We start from the raw sequence: 16751 nt of genomic DNA, 5'->3' as shown, positions 1-16751 counted from the left end.
GCCCCCTCCGATGAGGGGGCCTTCCGGCATTGGGCAGACGAGGTGCGGCGCACCGGGCCCGTTACAGGGTCTTGCCACCGCTTGCAATGACCTGGCTGTACCAGTGGAAGCTCTCTTTCTTGATGCGACGAAGAGACCCTCCCTGCTCGTCCCTGTCCACGTAGACAAAGCCGTAGCGCTTCTGGTAGCCGTTGAGCCAGCTCAGGATGTCGGTGAAGGACCAGGCGCAATATCCAATCAGCTCGACCCCGTCCTGCATCGCCTCCTGGCACGCCTTGAGGTGGCTGTGCAGATAGGCGATACGGTAGTCGTCGTTCACCCTGTCCCCGGCTTCCAGCTTGTCGAACTCCCCCAGGCCGTTCTCGGTGATCATCAGCGGCAGGGCGTAGCGGGAGGAGAGCCGACGCAGGGCGATGCGCATCCCGGTGGGATCGATGGCCCAGTCCCAGTTGCTGGTCTCAAGGTGCGGATTGGGGGCCGTCTTGTAGAGGCCGGGAATGCCGCTGGAGGGCGTAGTGCCCTTCTTGCCCGTGGTGTTGATGCGCTGCATCGTCTGGCCGCCGAGGGGGTTGTCGGTGAAGGTCAGGGTGTAGTAGTAGTTGACCCCGATGTAGTCGGGGGTGCCTTCGCGCAAGAGCTCGAGATCGCCCGGCAGGATCTCCGGCGCCTCGCCGGTCTCCCGCAGATAGGCGAGCGCCGCCTGGGGGTAACGGCCGAAGCAGTAGGCATCCAGCCACCAGAGGTTGGTGAACTCCTCGGCATTCTCGAACGCCAGCATGTCGCTCGGGGCGCAGGAGGCCGGATAGGCGGGGGAGTATGCAAAGCTCGGCCCGATCAGGCCGTTTGGCACGTGCTGGCGAAACGCCTTGATGACCCGGGCATTGGCGAGAAACGCGATGTGGTTGGCGGCGAAGAAACGCTTCCTGTCCTGCACCGCGGGAGGATGGGTGCCAAGCTGGTAGGCGTTGGTCAGGTTGTAGTTCTGCTCGTTGAGCGACACCCAGTACTTCACCTTGCCGGCGAAGCGCTGATAGAGAGTCACGCAATAGCGCTCGAAGTCGTCGATGATGCGCCTGTCTTCCCAGCCGCCGTACTCATCCTGCAGGGCCTGGGGGAGATCCCAGTGATAGAGGGTCAGCACCGGCTCGATGCCGTGGGCCAGCAGGGCGTCGATGAGCCTGTCGTAGAAGGCGAGCCCCGCCTCGTTCACCTCGCCACGCCCCGTCGGGTAGATGCGCGGCCAGCTCACCGAGAAGCGATAGGCCTTGAGCCCCATCTCGGCCATCAGCGCCACGTCCTCTTCCACCCTGTGGTAGTGATCCACCGCCACGTCTCCGTTGCTCCCTTCAAAGGTCTTGCCCGGCAATTTGGTAAAGCTGTCCCATACCGAGGGGCCCTTGCCCTCCTCGTTCCAGGCCCCTTCCACCTGATAGGCGGCGGAGGCGGCGCCCCAGAGGAAACCGTTCGGGAAGTCGTTGAACTTGTGATGATGCATCTGGTGTTGCTCCTTCTGCGCGGATGGCGGGGGCCATCCCGTGATACGTCGACCCCGTACAGGGGCCCGAAATGAGTTGGCACCAGCATCCAACACTTCTAGAATTCCGTCCAATGACAAATATGGCCACCTATCATTCCTATCTGGAATCAAGCGAGGCACCATGGAGTTGAGAGACCTGAAAGCCTTCGTCACCCTGGGGGAGGTATTGCACTTTGGTCAGGCGGCGGCGCGCCAGCACGTCACCCAGTCGGCCCTGAGCAAGCAGATCCGCCGGCTGGAGGCGGACCTTGGCGGCGAGCTGTTCGAGCGCAACGCCGGCAGCACCCGGCTGACGGTGCTCGGGCGCGCCCTCTACGCCGACGCCTGCACCCTGGTGGCCCAGAGCGAGCAGCTCGCCCGCAGCGCCCGCGACGTGCTGGCGGGCCACGCGGGTACCCTGCGCATCGGCTTCGGGGTCGCCACCAAGCTGCTGGTGCCCGCCGCCATCGCCCGCTTTCGGGCCAGCCGCCCCGGGGTCGCCATCGAGCTCAACGATCTCTCCACCCATCACCAGTTGCTGGCACTGGCGGAGGGTCGCCTGGATCTTGGCTTCTGCCGCCTGCCCGCACCCAAGGGCTGGCCGGTGCTGCCCGTGGTGTGCGCCCATTTCGTCGCCGTGCTGCCCGCAGGCTATCAGGGGGTGGCAGGGCTCGCCGATCTGCAGGAGAAGCCGCTCGCCATCCTGCGCCGGGACAAGGCCCCCTCTTTTTACGATCAGTTCATCCATTACCTCGCCCAGAGCGGCCTGCGCTTTCAGGACATCCAGTACGTGAACGACTTCGCTGCCGGCATCGCCACCGCGGCGGCCGGCATCGCCTGGACCCTGGTCCCCTCCTCCACCACCATTGAGCATCCCGATGTGCTGACCCTGCCCCTCGGGGAGGCCGACGCGAGCTGGATCATCGGGCTCATTCGCCCGCCGGGCAACGACAATCCCCTCGTCGCCCCCTTCTGGCAGACGGTGGCGGAGCTGGCGGATCCGGCCCTCACCGGCCTCATGACGACAGGGGACGGGGCTCCCACCTGGGACACCCCATGAAAGGGAATCATTCGAAAATCACATTAACGATGGCATTAGGCAGTCCGCCCCCCTTAAAATGCCCTCCTAACCCGACACCATGACAAGGATCCGTTTCGTTCATGCACTCTCACTGGCTGCTGAGGTTTGATCTGCATCGCCTCATCCTTGCGCTGGCCGTCATAGGTGTGCTGGCTACCTTTGGCAACAGCTTTTACGCCATCTATCAGGCACAACGGCAACTGCTCATCGACAACACGCTAGAGGCGAACCGGGTCTATGCCGCCAAGCTCGCCGCCTCCGCCGAGACCATGCTGCACTCAGCCCAGGAACAACTGGCTTACAGCGCTAGCCAACTTGCCCCCCTGCTGCAGACCGATGACATCGCAGGGCTCGAGGAGGAGGTAACCCAACTGCGTAGACGTACCAATACCTTCAACTCAGTGGTCGTGGTCAACACCGAGGCAACCATTGTTGCTGTCTCCCCCGAGACTCTGAATGTGAAAGGGGCCAAACTGACCTCGGCCCATGCGAGAAACACCCTGAAGAAGCAGAAGCCGATCATCTCAGATCCTTTTGTCTCCCTCTCCGGCAACTACCTCATCAGCCTCTCCCACCCCATCTTCTCGGCAGACAAGCGCTACCTCGGCTATGTCGCCGGCACCATCTATCTGGGGTCCGCCAGCGTGCTCTCCAGCCTGCTGGGGCAGCACTACTACCAGGATGGTTCTTATCTTTATGTGGTGGACCGCCAGCGCACCCTCATCTACCACCCGAACCCGGAGCGCATCGGCCAGAAGATTGGCAAGAACCGGGTGGTGGATGCGGTGCTCAAGGGACAGGATGGCGCGCAAAGCGTGCTCAACTCCCGGGGCAGCGAGATGCTGGCAGGCTTTGCCCCGGTGGCGGACGCAGGCTGGGGGATAGTGGCCCAGCGCCCCCGCAGCGCCACCCTGGCCGGTCTGGATGAACAGATGCTGGAGATCCTCAAGGGGATGATCCCGGTCACCCTCTTCATTCTCTTCGTCATCTGGCTCTCGGCCACCATCATCGCCAGACCCCTGCGACAACTGGCCAACCGGGCCGGACTCATGGATCAGCAGGGGGCCGCCACCAGCATCTCGGGGATCCGCGCCTGGTATTTCGAAGCGGCCCAGTTGAAGCAGGCCATCCTCAAGGGGCTGGGGCTGCTCAACACCAAGATCGACAAGCTGCACACCGACAGCCACACCGACCCCATGACGGGCCTGTTCAACCGCCGGGCCATGCAGCAGATGCTGGACGAGTACGAGGTCGAGCGTCAGCCCCTGACGGTGATTGCCCTGGACATCGATCACTTCAAGGCCATCAACGACCGCTTCGGTCACGACGTGGGGGATGCCGTCATCGTCTCCCTCGCCACCCTGATGCAGCAGGATCTGCGTTCCGATGCCGCCTTGTGTCGAAGCGGCGGCGAGGAGTTCCTGCTGCTGCTGCCCGGGGTCTCCCTTGCACAGGCGCAGAAGATCGCCGAGCGCCTGCGTACCCGGGTGGCGAGCCACGACATGGAGGTAGCAGGCCACATCACCATCTCCCTTGGCGTCGCCCACTGGGGGGCGGATGCCACCAGCATCGCCGCCGTGCTCAAGGAGGCGGACAAGGCGCTCTATGATGCCAAGAGCCAGGGCCGAAACTGCGTGGTGGTGGCCCTGGGCTGATGGCCCAGACTTTGCCGGGTACCGCCCGGCCATAAAAAACCCCTGCCATGGCAGGGGTCGGACGGTATCCATATGAAGAATCAGAGCGTGACGGCCAGGTTCTCGACCGAGGCGGCGTTCGGGGTCACCAGTACGGGCACCGATTTGGAGGTGGGGGTGAAAGAGCCCTCCCCTATGCTCTCGATGGCCACCAGGGGGTTGGTCTCGGGGTAGTAGGCGGCGATGTTGCCCTTCGGGATCTCGTAGAAGATGACGCTAAAGCCCCGCACCACCCGCTCGCGCCCATCGTTGCACACCGCACTCATGTCCACCCGCTGCTCCTCGGCGAGCCCCAGCCTCCTGGCATCCTCCTCGTTCATGAAGACCACGTTGCGTCGCCCCTTGATGCCGCGATAGCGGTCATCCATGCCATAGATGGTGGTGTTGTACTGATCGTGGGAGCGCAGGCTCTGAAGCAGCAGCACGGGCTGGTCCACCATCTGCTCCGCGTGGCTGGTGCACTCGGGCAGGATGGAGTCCGGCAAACGGCTCGCCCTGAATTCGGCGCGCCCGCTCGCGGTGTTCCAGCGCAGCAGGGCGGCGCTGTTCTCCAGATGGAAGCCGCAGGGCTCCTCGATGCGGCGGTTGAAGTCGCCAAAGCCCGCGATGGTCTCCTCGATGAGATCCCGCAGCAGCCCGTAGTCATCCCGCAGCGCCAGCCAGTCCACCCGATCGCTGCCGAGCGTTGCCTCGGCCATGCGGGCCACGATGTCTATCTCGGAGAGACAGAGCGGCGAGACCGGCTCGTTCATCCCGGTGGAGGCGTGCACCATGCTGAAGGTGTCCTCCACGGTGATCTTCTGCACCCCGGTACGCTGCTGATCGAGCTCGGTACGGCCCAGGCAGGGGAGGATCAGGGCATCTTTTGACACCATGAGGTGGCTGCGGTTGAGCTTGGTGCTGATCTGCACATTGAGCTCGCTCCTTCGCATCGCTTCATAAGTGAACTCGGTATCCGGCGCGGCGGCTGCCAGGTTGCCCCCAAGGCAGATGAGCACCTTGCTCTTGCCGCCATGAAGGGCTTTGAGGGCCTCGTAGACGTTGTGCCCCGGCGTGCGCTTGAAGCCCACCGGGAAGCGGCGCTCCAGGCGATCGAGGAAGGCGGCATTGGGTTTCTCGTTGATCCCCATGGTGCGGTTGCCCTGCACGTTGCTGTGACCGCGCACCGGACAGAGTCCGGCCCCCGGCTTGCCAATCTGGCCGCACATCAGGTGCAGGTTGACGATTTCGCGAATGGTGTCGACCGAATGCTTGTGCTGGGTGATCCCCATGGCCCAGCAGCTGATCACGCTCTCGCTGCTTGCGAAGATCTGCGCCGCCCGGGTGATCGCCTCCCGACCGAGGCCGGATTGCGCCTCGATTTGCGTCCACTCCGTAGCCTTCACCTGGGCCAGGTAGTCGTCAAAGTGCGCGGTGTGCTGCTCGATGAAGGCGAGATCGATGCGCCCCCCCTCCTCTTCCAGGATGTATTTCGCCATGCCGCGAATGGCTGCCATGTCACCGCCAAGTTTTGGCGTGAGGTATTGGTGGCTGATGGTGGTGGCCGCCGGGGTCAGGAGCTCCGCCGGGCTCTGGGGGCTCGCGAAGCGCTCGAGGGCCACCTCTTTGAGGTTGTTGAAGGTGACGATCTGGCACCCCTGGCGCGCCGCCTTGCGCAGGGCGTTCATCATGCGCGGGTGGTTGGTGCCCGGGTTCTGGCCAAAGACGAAGATGGCTTTGGCGGCGTCGAAATCATCGAGCACCACGGTGCCCTTGCCCACCCCGACGGACTGGATAAGCCCCACCCCGCTCGCCTCGTGGCACATGTTGGAGCAGTCGGGGAAATTGTTGGTGCCATAGAGGCGGCCAAACAGCTGATAGAGGTAGGAGGCTTCGTTGCTGGCGCGTCCCGAGGTGTAGAACTCCACCTCGTCGGGGCTGGCCAAGCTCTTGAGTTTGTCGGCGATGAGGGCAAACGCCTGATCCCAGCTCACCGGCTCATAGTGATCGGTGGCCGGGTTGTAGCGCAGGGGCTCGGTCAGTCGCCCCTGGTATTCGAGCCAGTAGTCGCTCTGGGTGGCGAGGCGGCGCACCGAATGCTCGGCGAAGAAATCGGCCCCCACCGTCTTGCCGGTGGATTCCCAGGCCACCGCCTTGGCGCCGTTCTCGCAAAACTGGAAAGCCCCCTGCTTGTTGTCACCCCAGGCGCAGCCGGGGCAGTCGAAGCCGTCGGTCTGGTTGACCCGCAGCAGGTTCTTGATGTTCTGGCGGGTCTTCTGGCTGCGCAGCACCTGCTTGAAGGTGGACTGCAGGGAGGAAAAGCCGCCGGCCTTGGCCGGTTTCTCAATATGACTGGACATGGGAGTCTCCAACGTGATCCTGGGCGCGGGGGCTGGCATAGCAGACCGGGGCATCGGATCGGGGCACATGGATCAGGGTCAGGTTGTACTTTTGGGCCAGTCGCACCGCGAGCTGGCTGGGGGAAGCAAGGCTGATGAGGTGAGCGGCGCCAAATTGCACCGCCTTGTGAATGAGTTCGCTGCCGCAGCGACTGGTGATCGCCAGGGTGGCGGCCTGCACCGGCTGGCGCAGCTGCATGCCGATGAGCTTGTCCAGGGCGTTGTGCCGCCCTATGTCCTCCCGGCAGGCCAGGATCTCGCCGCGATCATCCAGCGCCAGGGCGGCATGAAGGGCGCCGCTCTGGCGGGCCTTGCTCTGCCAGGGGACGATGCGCTCCCGCAGATCCTGCAAAGAGGCGGTGTCGAAGGGGGCGCCCGGGGTCAGCGGGGTGAGCACGGGCAACGCATGTTCGATGGCCTCCACCCCGCAGATGCCACAGCCGCTGGCACCGGCCAGGCGGCGCTTGCGCTGACCCAGCACAGCCAGACAGCGGTTGGCGATGGTGACATCGAGCACGATGCCGTGCTCGGACGGGGTGCTCTGGATATCGTGTACATCGTGGTTGCCCCCGATGATCCCCTCGCCAAACAGAAAACCGATGGCGAAATCGTCGAGATCGTCCGGGGTGGCCATCATGACGGCATGGTTGATGCCGTTGATGTTGACGGACACGGCCACCTCCTCCACCAGCTCATCCAGACTGGGCAACCGTGAATTGAAAGGGATCATGCGAGACGCTTATAAGCTGTATTCGGGCCTCAAGTTTAGATAAGCCGCCGCGCCAAAACCAATGAAACAAATCTATTCACCAATAGATAACTTCTATTGCTATAGGGATGTCGATTGATTAAATTTGTCGCTCATTGCCTTTGTCTGCTGCCATTACCACGATGAATATCAAGCAGTTGCACTATTTCTACGAGCTGGCCCAGCACCGTCACTTCGCCAAGGCGGCCAAGGCTTGCTTCATCACCCAGCCGACCCTGTCAGCCAGCATCACCGCTCTGGAGAAGTCACTTGGCACCGAACTGGTGGTGCGCAACAGCCAGTTCGTGGCCCTGACCCAGGCGGGGGAAGTGGTGCTGCACCACGCCGAGCGGATGCTGCAGGAACAGGATGCCATGCGCCAGGAACTCAGCCTCTTTCGGGGCGGGCTGTCGGGCGCGCTGCGCATCGGCGTCGTGCCCCAGTCGAGCATCGACATCATGCCGCTGCTTAAGGGGTTCAACGACGCCTACCCCAAGGTGGGCCTGCACCTCTGCGTGATGACCCATGCCACCCTGATGGAGCAGCTGGATCTGCATCGCATCGACATCGGGCTCGGCTTTGACGAGTTGCTCACCGAGCATCAGCGCCGGGCCCTCGACGTCCAGCTTCGCCACCCCAACCCCATGGCCCTGCTGGGCCCCCTGCCTGCCCACTGCGCTCCGACCGGGCCGCTGACCCTGGCGGACCTGCAAGATCTCCCCCTGATCCTGCCAAGCACCACCATGCAGTTTCGCCGCTACCTGGACGAGGCCGCCGCCCGCCAGCAGATCAGCCTGCGGGTGGTGCTGGAGACCGACTCCCTGTTCCACCTGGTCAACGGGGTGAGCCACGGCCTGGGCTGCGCCGTGGTCAGCGCCGGCATCGCCGCCACCGCCCAGCAGCTTTTCAAATTGCCCTGCCACCCCTTGAGCGATGCGAGCGCAGGCACCATCGCCTTCATCACCCGAAAACACAGTGTCACCCCCGCCATGAAGGCGTTTCTCGCCAAGGCAGGGGCATGAAAAAGGCAGCCCATGGGGGCTGCCTGCACTGATCAAGGGGGGAACTTGCGCCTCTCCTGGCGTCAGTCTGCCCCTTGCTGTTTGTCCAGCGCCGCGATGAAGGCGCTCGCCAGGGCGTGGTCGGAGAAGGGATTCTGGCCTGTGATGAGCTCGCGATCGATCACAACGCCAGGCTGCCAGGGTGCCACGAACTGCATGCTGCCGCCGGCCTGGGCCATGGCCTTCGCCGGGTAGTAGCGCAGCTTGTCACCCCCAAGGGAGCCTTCAAACACCGCCTCTTCCTTGTCGGAGAAGATGGTCATCCTGTAACCGTCGTAGATCCACTCTCTGGCGCCGTCTGCCTTGCCTGCAATGACCGACTGCTCGAACCCGGCCGGATCCGCCTGCGCCGCCAGCAGCGCGATGGGGCCATGGCAGATGGCGGCCGTGGGTTTGTGGTTGTCATGGAAGTGGCGAAGCAGGGTCCCCACCTCGGGATCCTTGGCAAGATCGATGAGGGGTGCGTGGCCGCCGGGAATGAAGAGGCCGGCATAGCGCTCGGGACCGGATGCCAGCACCTCCCTCAGGGAGAGCACCTTGCCGGCGCCAAGCAGCCCCTCCACGACGGCGCCGATGCGCACCATCTCCTGCGGGTTGCCACCAAAGTACTGGGGATCGACGGAGTGTTTGTCGACAACGGGCCGGTTCCCTCTCGGGGTCACCGGGGTCAGGGTATAACCGGCCTCCAGCAGGGCGGCGGCAGGCACCCCCAGTTCATTCTGGTAGAAGCCGGTGGTCAGGCTCTTGCCCCCTTGCAGCGGCAGTTCGGTCTCGCTCGAGAGCAGCACCAGGATCTCGCCTTTCGGGGAGGCGCTGGCCGCAGCGGAGGTCGCCAGCAGCAGTGAGGCCAGCACGGCCTTGAGGGTGTTCTTCATCGTGATCTTCCTTTTGATGGCAGTGATCGATCGGGCGGCCACCGGGCCGCCCTCGATGAGCAATTTACTGATTACACACGGACGAATAAACTCACACCATTGAACTTGATTATTTACATGGATGAACATATGTCCCGTGCCTTCGACCCCGTCCAGCTCGGCACCATAGAGCTCTTTTGCAAGGCAGCCGAACTTGGTAGCTTTACCGCCACGGCTCAGGTACTGGGGGTAACGCCCGCCTCGGTGAGCCGCTCCATCCAGCGTCTCGAGGCCAGGCTCGGCGTCAAACTCTTCCATCGCACCACCCGCAGCGTGCGCCTCACCCATGACGGGGAGCTCTATCGGGAACAGTGCCAGCAGGCGCTCGAGCAGATCGCCGAGGCCGAGCGGGCCATCACCGGCCGCCAGCGCCACCCCAGAGGAGTGCTGCGCATCAGCGTGGGCACCGTCTATGCCCACCACCGTCTGGTGCCCCTGCTGCCAGGCTTCATGGCGGCCTATCCCGAGGTCGAGCTGGAGCTCAATGTCTCCAACAGGAACATCGACTTCGTGGAGGATGGTTACGATCTGGCCATCCGGCTGGGGGAGCCGCGCGATGGGCGGATCATCGCCCGCAAGCTGGAGGATGCCAGCCTCGGGGTCTTCTGCACCCCCGATTATGCCGCCCGCCGCCCCGCGCCAACCTCCCTGGAGATGCTGTCGCAACATGATCTGATCCAGTTCATCACCCCGAGCACGGGTCGCCCCTTCCCCTGGCAGTTCGTGAACGAGCAGGGGGACCCTGTCGACCTTCATGTCCAGAGCAGACAGCGGGTGCTTGACGATGTGCTGGCGGGCCTGGGCTGGGCGGTGGCTGGGGGCGGTCTGTTCCAGATCTACCATTTCGTGGCAGCCGAGGCGCTGTTGCAAGGCAAGCTGATCGAGGTGATGACCCCCTTTGCGGGGCGATCCCGCCCCTTCTACGCCCTCTATCCACAGCACCGTCACCTCTCGGCCCGGGTCCGGGCCTTCGTGGATTATCTGCTGGCAGCGGTGCACCCAGAGGGGTCGCCTGTGCCAGGGGAATATCCCCCTCTTCGTTGACGAGGGCCCCTCATCTGCGTGCCTGCGCCCCCGATACCGGGGGCAAAAAGCAGGTGGCACTCTGGACACAATGGTTGCCTAATTAAATAAATATGCATAAAAATCAATACAGGCAGGGCTCGATATATGAACTCTTCTGCTGTTTGTATGAAGCATCGTGCTGCTAAAAATTTTCTGTGAGCCACCTCCCGCCGTTTAATTCAAGAGCCTATAACCTTGACCCGTACAATAAAAACCTGACGTGTTCCAGTTTATTTCACCATGCATCACAAAGGAGTGTCATATGTATAAAAAAGTGAAACTGGCGAGCATTATCAGCACCCTTATTCTCTCGGCCACTGCATATTCTGCAGAGATGACCGTGGGCTTCTCGCAAATTGGTTCTGAATCCGGGTGGCGAGCTGCAGAAACATCGGTCGCCAAGAGCGAAGCCCAAAAACGCGGCATCATCCTGAAAATTGCCGATGCCCAGCAGAAACAGGAGAACCAGATCAAGGCCATTCGCTCCTTTATTGCCCAGGGGGTGGATGCCATCTTTATTGCCCCCGTGGTACAGACTGGTTGGGAGCCAGTATTGCAGGAGGCGAAAGAGGCCGAGATCCCGGTCTTCCTGCTGGATCGCAATATCACGGTAAAAGATGACGGTCTCTTCATGACCGGGGTCGCCGCCGACAGCGTCCACGAAGGGGAAGTGGCAGCCCAGTGGCTCATCAAGCAGCAGGATGGCAAACCGTGCAACGTGGTGGAATTGCAGGGCACGGTGGGTGCCAGCGTGGCGCTGGATCGCAAGAAGGGCTTCCTCGACACCGTCTCGGCCGTGCCCACCATCAAGATCATCCGCACGCAGTCCGGCGACTTCACCCGCAGCAAGGGCAAGGAGGTGATGGAGAGCTTCATCAAGGCGGAAAATAGCGGCAAGAATATTTGCGCCGTCTACGCCCATAACGATGACATGGCCATCGGCGCCATCCAGGCCATTAAAGAGGCCGGGCTGAAACCGGGCAAGGATATCAAGATCATCTCCATCGATGGCGTGCCGGATATTTTCAAGGCGATGATCGCAGGCGAAGCCAATGCCTCGGTGGAGCTCACGCCGAATATGGCGGGACCGGCCTTCGATGCCCTGCTGGCCTATAAGAAAGATGGCACCCTGCCCCCCAAACATATCAAGACGGAGTCCAAACTGTTTGAGCCCGGGAGTGCCGAGACGCAGCTCGAGCTGAAAAAAGACATGGGTTATTAATCCCGCTCCCCCGCCAGACTGTCACATAGCGCGCCATATAAGTGATTGAACTTGTATGGCGCGCTATATCGGAGAGCCAATGTTCATGTCAGAGAACACTCACGATGTCGTATTGAATGCCCGCGGAATATGCAAGGCGTTTCCCGGAGTACGAGCCCTGCATCAGGTGGACTTCTCCCTGCGCCGGGGAGAGATCATGGCGCTGCTCGGCGAGAACGGGGCCGGCAAGTCCACGTTGATCAAGACCCTCACCGGTGTCTATCAGCGAGACGCTGGCCGTATCGAACTCGATGGCGTCCCCATCTCCCCGACGGACACCGCCCATGCCCAGCGTCTGGGGATAGGCACCGTCTATCAGGAGGTCAACCTGCTGCCGAACATGTCGGTGGCGGACAACCTCTTCATCGGCCACGAGCCACGCCGTTTCGGCTTCATCGACCGGGGCGCCATGACCCGGCAGGCCAGCGCCATCATGGCCAGCCACGGCTTCGAGATGGATGTCACCCTGCCCCTCGACCACTACTCGGTCGCCATGCAGCAGATCGTGGCCATCGCCCGGGCGGTGTCACTCTCCGCCAGGATCCTGATCCTGGACGAGCCCACCGCGAGCCTGGATGCCAGCGAAGTCCAGATGCTCTTCTCCCTGATGACGCGCCTGCGGGATCAGGGGGTGAGCCTCATCTTCATCACCCATTTTCTCGATCAGGTCTACGCCATCAGCGATCGCATCACAGTGCTGCGCAACGGCGAGCTGGTCGGCACCCGCGACACCCAGGCACTGCCACAACTGGAGCTGGTCAAGATGATGCTGGGACGCGAGCTGGACGACAATGCCCTCAAGCGGGCGGGCAAAACACTGCGCAGCAACCAGCCCATGGTGTCGTTCAGGGACTATGGCAAGCGGGGAGTCATCACCCCTTTCAGTCTCGACGTCATGCCCGGGGAGATAGTGGGCCTCGCCGGCCTGCTCGGGTCCGGTCGTACCGAGACCGCCGAGCTGATGTTCGGCATAGTCCCGAGCGATAGCGGCGAGTGCCGGGTGCGGGACAAGCCGGTGACCATCCGCTCTGCACGCCAGGCGGCCGCCAACGGCTTTGGTTTCTGCCCGGAGGATCGCAAGAGCGCCGGCATCATCGCCTCGGCCTCGGTGCGGGAGAACATGGTGCTGGCCCTGCAAGCCCAGCGGGGCTGGTTGCATCCCCTGTCTCGCAAGGAGCAGGACGAGATCACCGCCCGCCTCATCGAGCAGTTGGCCATCAAGACCCCGGGACCAGAGCAGCCCATCCAGTTTCTCTCCGGGGGCAACCAGCAAAAGGTGCTGCTCGCCCGCTGGCTGCTCACCAAACCCCAGTTCCTGATCCTGGACGAGCCTACCCGGGGCATCGACGTGGGGGCCCACGCCGAGATCATCCGCCTCATCGAATCCCTCTGCGCCAACGGGCTGGCCCTGCTGGTCATCTCCTCCGAGCTCGAGGAGCTGGTGGGCTATGCCGATCGGGTGATCGTCCTTCGTGACAGAAAACAGGTGGCAGAGCTTGCGACGGACGCCCTGAGCGTCCCTGCCATCATGAACGCCATTGCATGTGAGGCCTGATATGACGTCATCCATTCTCCCCCTCGCCAAGGGGTCGCGCGCCCGCAGGGAGTGGCCCACGGGCTCGGCCCAGTGCGCCGCCCTGGTGTGCGTGCTGCTCATCAATGCCCTGGTCGCCGACAACTTCTTCGCCATCCACATCCAGGATGGGCGGCTGTTTGGCAGCCTCATCGACATCCTCAACCGCTGTGCCCCGGTGGCCCTGCTCTCCCTCGGCATGACGCTGGTGATCGCCACCGGCGGCATCGACCTGTCGGTGGGAGCCGTCATGGCCATCAGCGGGGCCACCATGGCCAGCCTGGCCACCGGCGGTCACAGCCTGCCGGTCATCTTCGCCGCTGTCATCGGGGTGGGCCTTCTGTGCGGCCTGTGGAACGGCCTGCTGGTGGCGGTGTTCAAGATCCAGCCCATCGTCGCCACCCTGATCCTCATGGTGGCGGGCCGGGGCATCGCCCAGCTCATCACCGAGGGGCAGATCATCACCTTCAACAACGACGCACTCGCCTGGATCGGCAGCGGCTCCCTCTTCTATCTGCCCACCCCGGTCATCATCACCCTGGGCATGGCGCTGCTGCTCTGGCTGCTGACCAAGCGCACCGCCCTCGGCCTCTTCATCGAAGCGGTGGGGATCAACATCAAGGCCGCCAAGAACGCCGGGCTCAACACCCCCATGGTGGTGATCGCCACCTACCTGCTGAGCGGCATGATGGCCGCCGTCGCCGGCATGATAGTCGCCGCCGACATCCGGGGTGCCGATGCCAACAACGCCGGACTCTGGCTCGAGATGGACGCCATTCTGGCGGTGGTGATAGGGGGCACCTCCCTGATGGGGGGGCGCTTCAACCTCGCCCTCTCCCTGATCGGCATACTGATCATCCAGGGGGTGAACACCGGGATCCTGCTCTCCGGCTACCAGCCCCAGTGGAACCAGATCGTCAAGGCCCTGGTGGTGCTGGCGGTGCTGGTCATGCAGTCACCGGCCCTCAACCACCTCTTCCAGCGAGGGACTCGCCATGTTTAAACGCAACCTCCCCCTGATGGTGACCATCATGGTCTTCGTGCTGGGCTATCTGCTCTGCCTGGCCTCCTTCCCAGCCTTCATGTCCACCCGCATCATCTGCAACATCCTGACGGACAACGCGTTTCTGGGAATAGTGGCGGTGGGCATGACCTTCGTCATCCTCTCGGGGGGCATCGATCTGTCGGTGGGGGCCGTCATCGCCTTCACCGGCGTGCTGCTGGCAACCCTCATCGGGAAGCTGGGCGTCAGCCCCGTGCTGGCCATCCCTCTGGTGCTGGTGCTCGGGGCAGGCTTTGGCGCCCTCATGGGCTGGCTGATCGACACCCTGAAGATCCCCGCCTTCATCATCACCCTGGCGGGCATGTTCTTCCTGCGGGGGGCCAGTTTTCTCATCTCCGAGCAGTCCCTGCCCATCGATCACCCCACCTTCACCTACCTGTCGAGCCTGTCGTGGAAGATACCGGGGGGCGGTCGCCTGAGCCTGCTGGCCCTCATCATGCTGGCGGTGGTGGTCTTCGGCATCCTGCTCGCCAACCGCACCCGCTTTGGCAACAACGTTTACGCCATCGGCGGCAACGCCACCTCGGCAGCCCTGATGGGGATCTCGGTGCGCCACACCACCATTCGCATCTACCTGCTCTCCACCACCCTGGCGACCCTGGCAGGCATCGTGTTCGCGCTCTATACCTCGGCGGGCTACCCGCTCGCCGCCGTCGGGGTCGAGCTCGATGCCATCGCCGCCGTTGTCATCGGCGGCACCCTGCTGAGCGGCGGGGTGGGCACCGTCTTCGGCTCCCTGTTCGGGGTGCTGATCCAGGGGTTGATCCAGACCTACATCAACTTCGACGGCACCCTCAGCTCCTGGTGGACCAAGATCATCATCGGCCTGCTGCTGTTCAGCTTCATCGCCCTGCAGCGCCTGCTGATCCTGGTTTCGGAACACCGCAAGGCCAACAAGCCAGGTCCCTTCAAGCGCCAGGTTGCCGCCCAGCCCGAGTGAGGTATCAGCAAGACTCTGGTGGCAGAAGATAACGCGGCAAGGCGCTCCCGTGCGCCCTCCCCGCCTGGCCGTCGCGGGTCCGGCGCAGAGGATGGGGAGGCAGCGGGGGCGCTCACAGGGCCCGGCCCCAACCTCCCGCACGCCCCTTTGAGGGGTGACACCGTCTTTGGAAGGCACTCAGGTCAATCGCGCCACCAGGGGCTACCCTCATGGGGGCTCAGCACCTCCAGAGGCTCCCCCATGACAGGCGTGGTCAGGGGGATCTGTTGCTCGGCAGCCAGTCGGGCAATCTGCTCAAGCGGGTCGTTCCAGCGGTGCATGGCCAGATCGAAGGTGCCGTTGTGCACCGGATAGAGCCATTTCCCCCCGAGATCGTGAAACGCCTGCGCCGTCTGCGCCGGGAGCATGTGCACCAGCTCCCAGCGCTTGTCGTAGGCCCCGGTCTCGAGGAAGGTCACGTCGAACGGACCGTAGCGCCTGCCAATCTCCTTGAAACCGTCGAAGTAGCCGCTGTCACCGCTGAAGAAGAGGTTGACCCCCTCGCCGCGAATGACCCAGGAGGCCCAGAGGGTCTGGTTGCCGTCCCCGAGGCCACGGCCGGAGAAATGCTGGGCCGGGGTCGCTACCAGGGTGACACCGCCCACCCGGGTCTGCTGCCACCAGTCCAGTTCGCGGATCTTCTCCTTCGCAATCCCCCAGGCCATGAGGCGCGCCCCCACCCCGAGGGGCGTGATGAAGTGGTCGACCTTCTCCTGCAGCGCCAGTATGGCCCCGTGATCGAGATGGTCGTAGTGATCATGGGAGAGGATCACCCCCTCGATGGGGGGCAGCGCCTCCAGGGTGATGGGCGGTTGATGCCAGCGCTTGGGGCCGAACCACTGCACCGGCGAGGCCCGCTCGCTGAACACGGGATCCGTCAGCCAGAACGTGCCCTGCAACTTCAGCAGCAGAGTGGAGTGGCCGAGGCGCCACACGCTGTTGTCCGGCGCCGCGATGAGCCCCTCCCGGGTCATGACCTGTACCGGAATGGCGCGATCCGGCACCGTGCCCTCAGGCTTGGCGAACAGAAAGTCCCACCAGAGCCTGGCCCCTTCCCACAGACTTCGCGCCTGGGGTGTCACGGCATTGTTGAACCGGCCCCCATGATATTGCGAGGAGTCCGGGTGTTCGGGCAGGCCCGGTTTGAGTAGAGATGCGATCATGCCAATCATCAGGGCTCCTTTGAGCAACCACAGAAAACGGCGCCCCTCAGGGGCGCGAAAAGAGGCTGACGGGGTCTGCATTCATGCCACGCCTGTCAGCCTGGTCTCTGGTGAGTCGAGAGCAGCCCCTGCACGGGGCCTCACCATCCATAAAACAGAACGGGAGAGTCGCACGGTATGAAACCGGTTCCCGGCGTCTCCAGTAACGGCAAGATAGCCTGCCCGGGCTCCCGCCACCAGAGGGGTTCGCGTTGC

General features: G+C 63.4%; 13 protein-coding genes. 8 read left to right on the top strand and 5 right to left on the bottom strand.

Translation table 11 applies throughout. The features are described from left to right. Positions 1-61 precede the first annotated feature (61 nt). On the bottom strand, positions 62-1495 hold the full coding sequence (locus tag PG879_RS07895; protein ID WP_010674614.1) for a glycoside hydrolase family 1 protein: 1434 nt from the start codon (positions 1493-1495) through the stop codon (positions 62-64). 163 nt (positions 1496-1658) lie between these two features. On the opposite strand from PG879_RS07895, the gene PG879_RS07890 reads away from it, so the two are divergent. Beyond that, positions 1659-2576 (top strand): LysR family transcriptional regulator, encoded by a 918-nt coding sequence (locus PG879_RS07890; RefSeq protein ID WP_182953703.1) that lies wholly within the window; start codon positions 1659-1661, stop codon positions 2574-2576. Positions 2577-2677: 101 nt separating this feature from the next. Then, entirely contained in the window at positions 2678-4252 is a 1575-nt protein-coding gene (locus PG879_RS07885; protein ID WP_182953707.1) for a sensor domain-containing diguanylate cyclase, read from the top strand. 80 nt (positions 4253-4332) lie between these two features. On the opposite strand, the gene PG879_RS07880 is transcribed toward PG879_RS07885, so the two are convergent. Continuing rightward, positions 4333-6630 carry an FdhF/YdeP family oxidoreductase gene (locus PG879_RS07880; RefSeq protein WP_182953710.1) on the bottom strand — a complete coding sequence of 766 codons (2298 nt, stop codon included), beginning with the start codon at positions 6628-6630 and terminating at the stop codon, positions 4333-4335. Continuing rightward, positions 6614-7399: a formate dehydrogenase accessory sulfurtransferase FdhD gene (gene fdhD / locus PG879_RS07875; protein WP_182953712.1), complete on the bottom strand. Its 786-nt coding sequence runs from the start codon at positions 7397-7399 to the stop codon at positions 6614-6616. Before fdhD ends, PG879_RS07880 begins: the two co-directional genes overlap by 17 nt. Positions 7400-7560: 161 nt before the next feature. On the opposite strand from fdhD, the gene PG879_RS07870 reads away from it, so the two are divergent. Continuing rightward, positions 7561-8439, top strand: a complete 879-nt coding sequence (locus PG879_RS07870; RefSeq protein ID WP_048208684.1) for a LysR family transcriptional regulator — start codon at positions 7561-7563, stop codon at positions 8437-8439. 62 nt (positions 8440-8501) lie between these two features. Here the strand turns inward: PG879_RS07870 and PG879_RS07865 are convergent, their stop codons facing one another. Further along, positions 8502-9353, bottom strand: coding sequence for a type 1 glutamine amidotransferase domain-containing protein (locus PG879_RS07865; protein ID WP_041211380.1), 852 nt, complete (start codon positions 9351-9353; stop codon positions 8502-8504). 129 nt (positions 9354-9482) lie between these two features. Between PG879_RS07865 and PG879_RS07860 the strand changes: the two genes are divergently transcribed. The 5 genes from PG879_RS07860 (at position 9483) to yjfF (ending at position 15294) form a co-directional block, all read left to right on the top strand. Then, complete coding sequence (locus tag PG879_RS07860) at positions 9483-10436, top strand: LysR family transcriptional regulator (protein WP_010674608.1); 954 nt, start codon at positions 9483-9485, stop codon at positions 10434-10436. A gap of 283 nt (positions 10437-10719) precedes the next feature. Beyond that, positions 10720-11679, top strand: a complete 960-nt coding sequence (ytfQ, locus tag PG879_RS07855) for a galactofuranose ABC transporter, galactofuranose-binding protein YtfQ (RefSeq protein ID WP_270829993.1) — start codon at positions 10720-10722, stop codon at positions 11677-11679. 85 nt (positions 11680-11764) lie between these two features. After that, positions 11765-13273 carry a galactofuranose ABC transporter, ATP-binding protein YtfR gene (gene ytfR / locus PG879_RS07850; RefSeq protein ID WP_010674606.1) on the top strand — a complete coding sequence of 503 codons (1509 nt, stop codon included), beginning with the start codon at positions 11765-11767 and terminating at the stop codon, positions 13271-13273. 1 nt (position 13274) lies between these two features. Beyond that, positions 13275-14294, top strand: coding sequence for a galactofuranose ABC transporter, ATP-binding protein YtfT (gene ytfT / locus PG879_RS07845; RefSeq protein WP_010674605.1), 1020 nt, complete (start codon positions 13275-13277; stop codon positions 14292-14294). After that, entirely contained in the window at positions 14287-15294 is a 1008-nt protein-coding gene (gene yjfF / locus PG879_RS07840) for a galactofuranose ABC transporter, permease protein YjfF (protein WP_010674604.1), read from the top strand. The genes ytfT and yjfF overlap by 8 nt, the downstream gene beginning before the upstream one ends. Before the next feature lie 182 nt (positions 15295-15476). Here the strand turns inward: yjfF and PG879_RS07835 are convergent, their stop codons facing one another. Continuing rightward, positions 15477-16496, bottom strand: a complete 1020-nt coding sequence (locus PG879_RS07835; RefSeq protein ID WP_232097984.1) for an MBL fold metallo-hydrolase — start codon at positions 16494-16496, stop codon at positions 15477-15479. Between the last annotated feature and the right edge of the window lie 255 nt (positions 16497-16751).

It is taken from the genome of Aeromonas sp. QDB63, assembly GCF_027707425.1.
Taxonomy (GTDB): domain Bacteria; phylum Pseudomonadota; class Gammaproteobacteria; order Enterobacterales; family Aeromonadaceae; genus Aeromonas; species Aeromonas caviae.
This window is presented reverse-complemented; position numbering and strand designations above follow the sequence as displayed.

Coding starts and splice junctions, on each gene's coding strand:
- PG879_RS07865 (WP_041211380.1), bottom strand. CDS start 9,353: ATGAAGAACACCCTCAAGGCCGTGCTGGCCTCACTGCTGCTGGCGACC.
- PG879_RS07870 (WP_048208684.1), top strand. CDS start 7,561: ATGAATATCAAGCAGTTGCACTATTTCTACGAGCTGGCCCAGCACCGT.
- PG879_RS07890 (WP_182953703.1), top strand. CDS start 1,659: ATGGAGTTGAGAGACCTGAAAGCCTTCGTCACCCTGGGGGAGGTATTG.
- yjfF (WP_010674604.1), top strand. CDS start 14,287: ATGTTTAAACGCAACCTCCCCCTGATGGTGACCATCATGGTCTTCGTG.
- PG879_RS07860 (WP_010674608.1), top strand. CDS start 9,483: ATGTCCCGTGCCTTCGACCCCGTCCAGCTCGGCACCATAGAGCTCTTT.
- ytfR (WP_010674606.1), top strand. CDS start 11,765: ATGTCAGAGAACACTCACGATGTCGTATTGAATGCCCGCGGAATATGC.
- PG879_RS07885 (WP_182953707.1), top strand. CDS start 2,678: ATGCACTCTCACTGGCTGCTGAGGTTTGATCTGCATCGCCTCATCCTT.
- PG879_RS07880 (WP_182953710.1), bottom strand. CDS start 6,630: ATGTCCAGTCATATTGAGAAACCGGCCAAGGCCGGCGGCTTTTCCTCC.
- ytfQ (WP_270829993.1), top strand. CDS start 10,720: ATGTATAAAAAAGTGAAACTGGCGAGCATTATCAGCACCCTTATTCTC.
- PG879_RS07835 (WP_232097984.1), bottom strand. CDS start 16,496: ATGATCGCATCTCTACTCAAACCGGGCCTGCCCGAACACCCGGACTCC.
- PG879_RS07895 (WP_010674614.1), bottom strand. CDS start 1,495: ATGCATCATCACAAGTTCAACGACTTCCCGAACGGTTTCCTCTGGGGC.
- fdhD (WP_182953712.1), bottom strand. CDS start 7,399: ATGATCCCTTTCAATTCACGGTTGCCCAGTCTGGATGAGCTGGTGGAG.
- ytfT (WP_010674605.1), top strand. CDS start 13,275: ATGACGTCATCCATTCTCCCCCTCGCCAAGGGGTCGCGCGCCCGCAGG.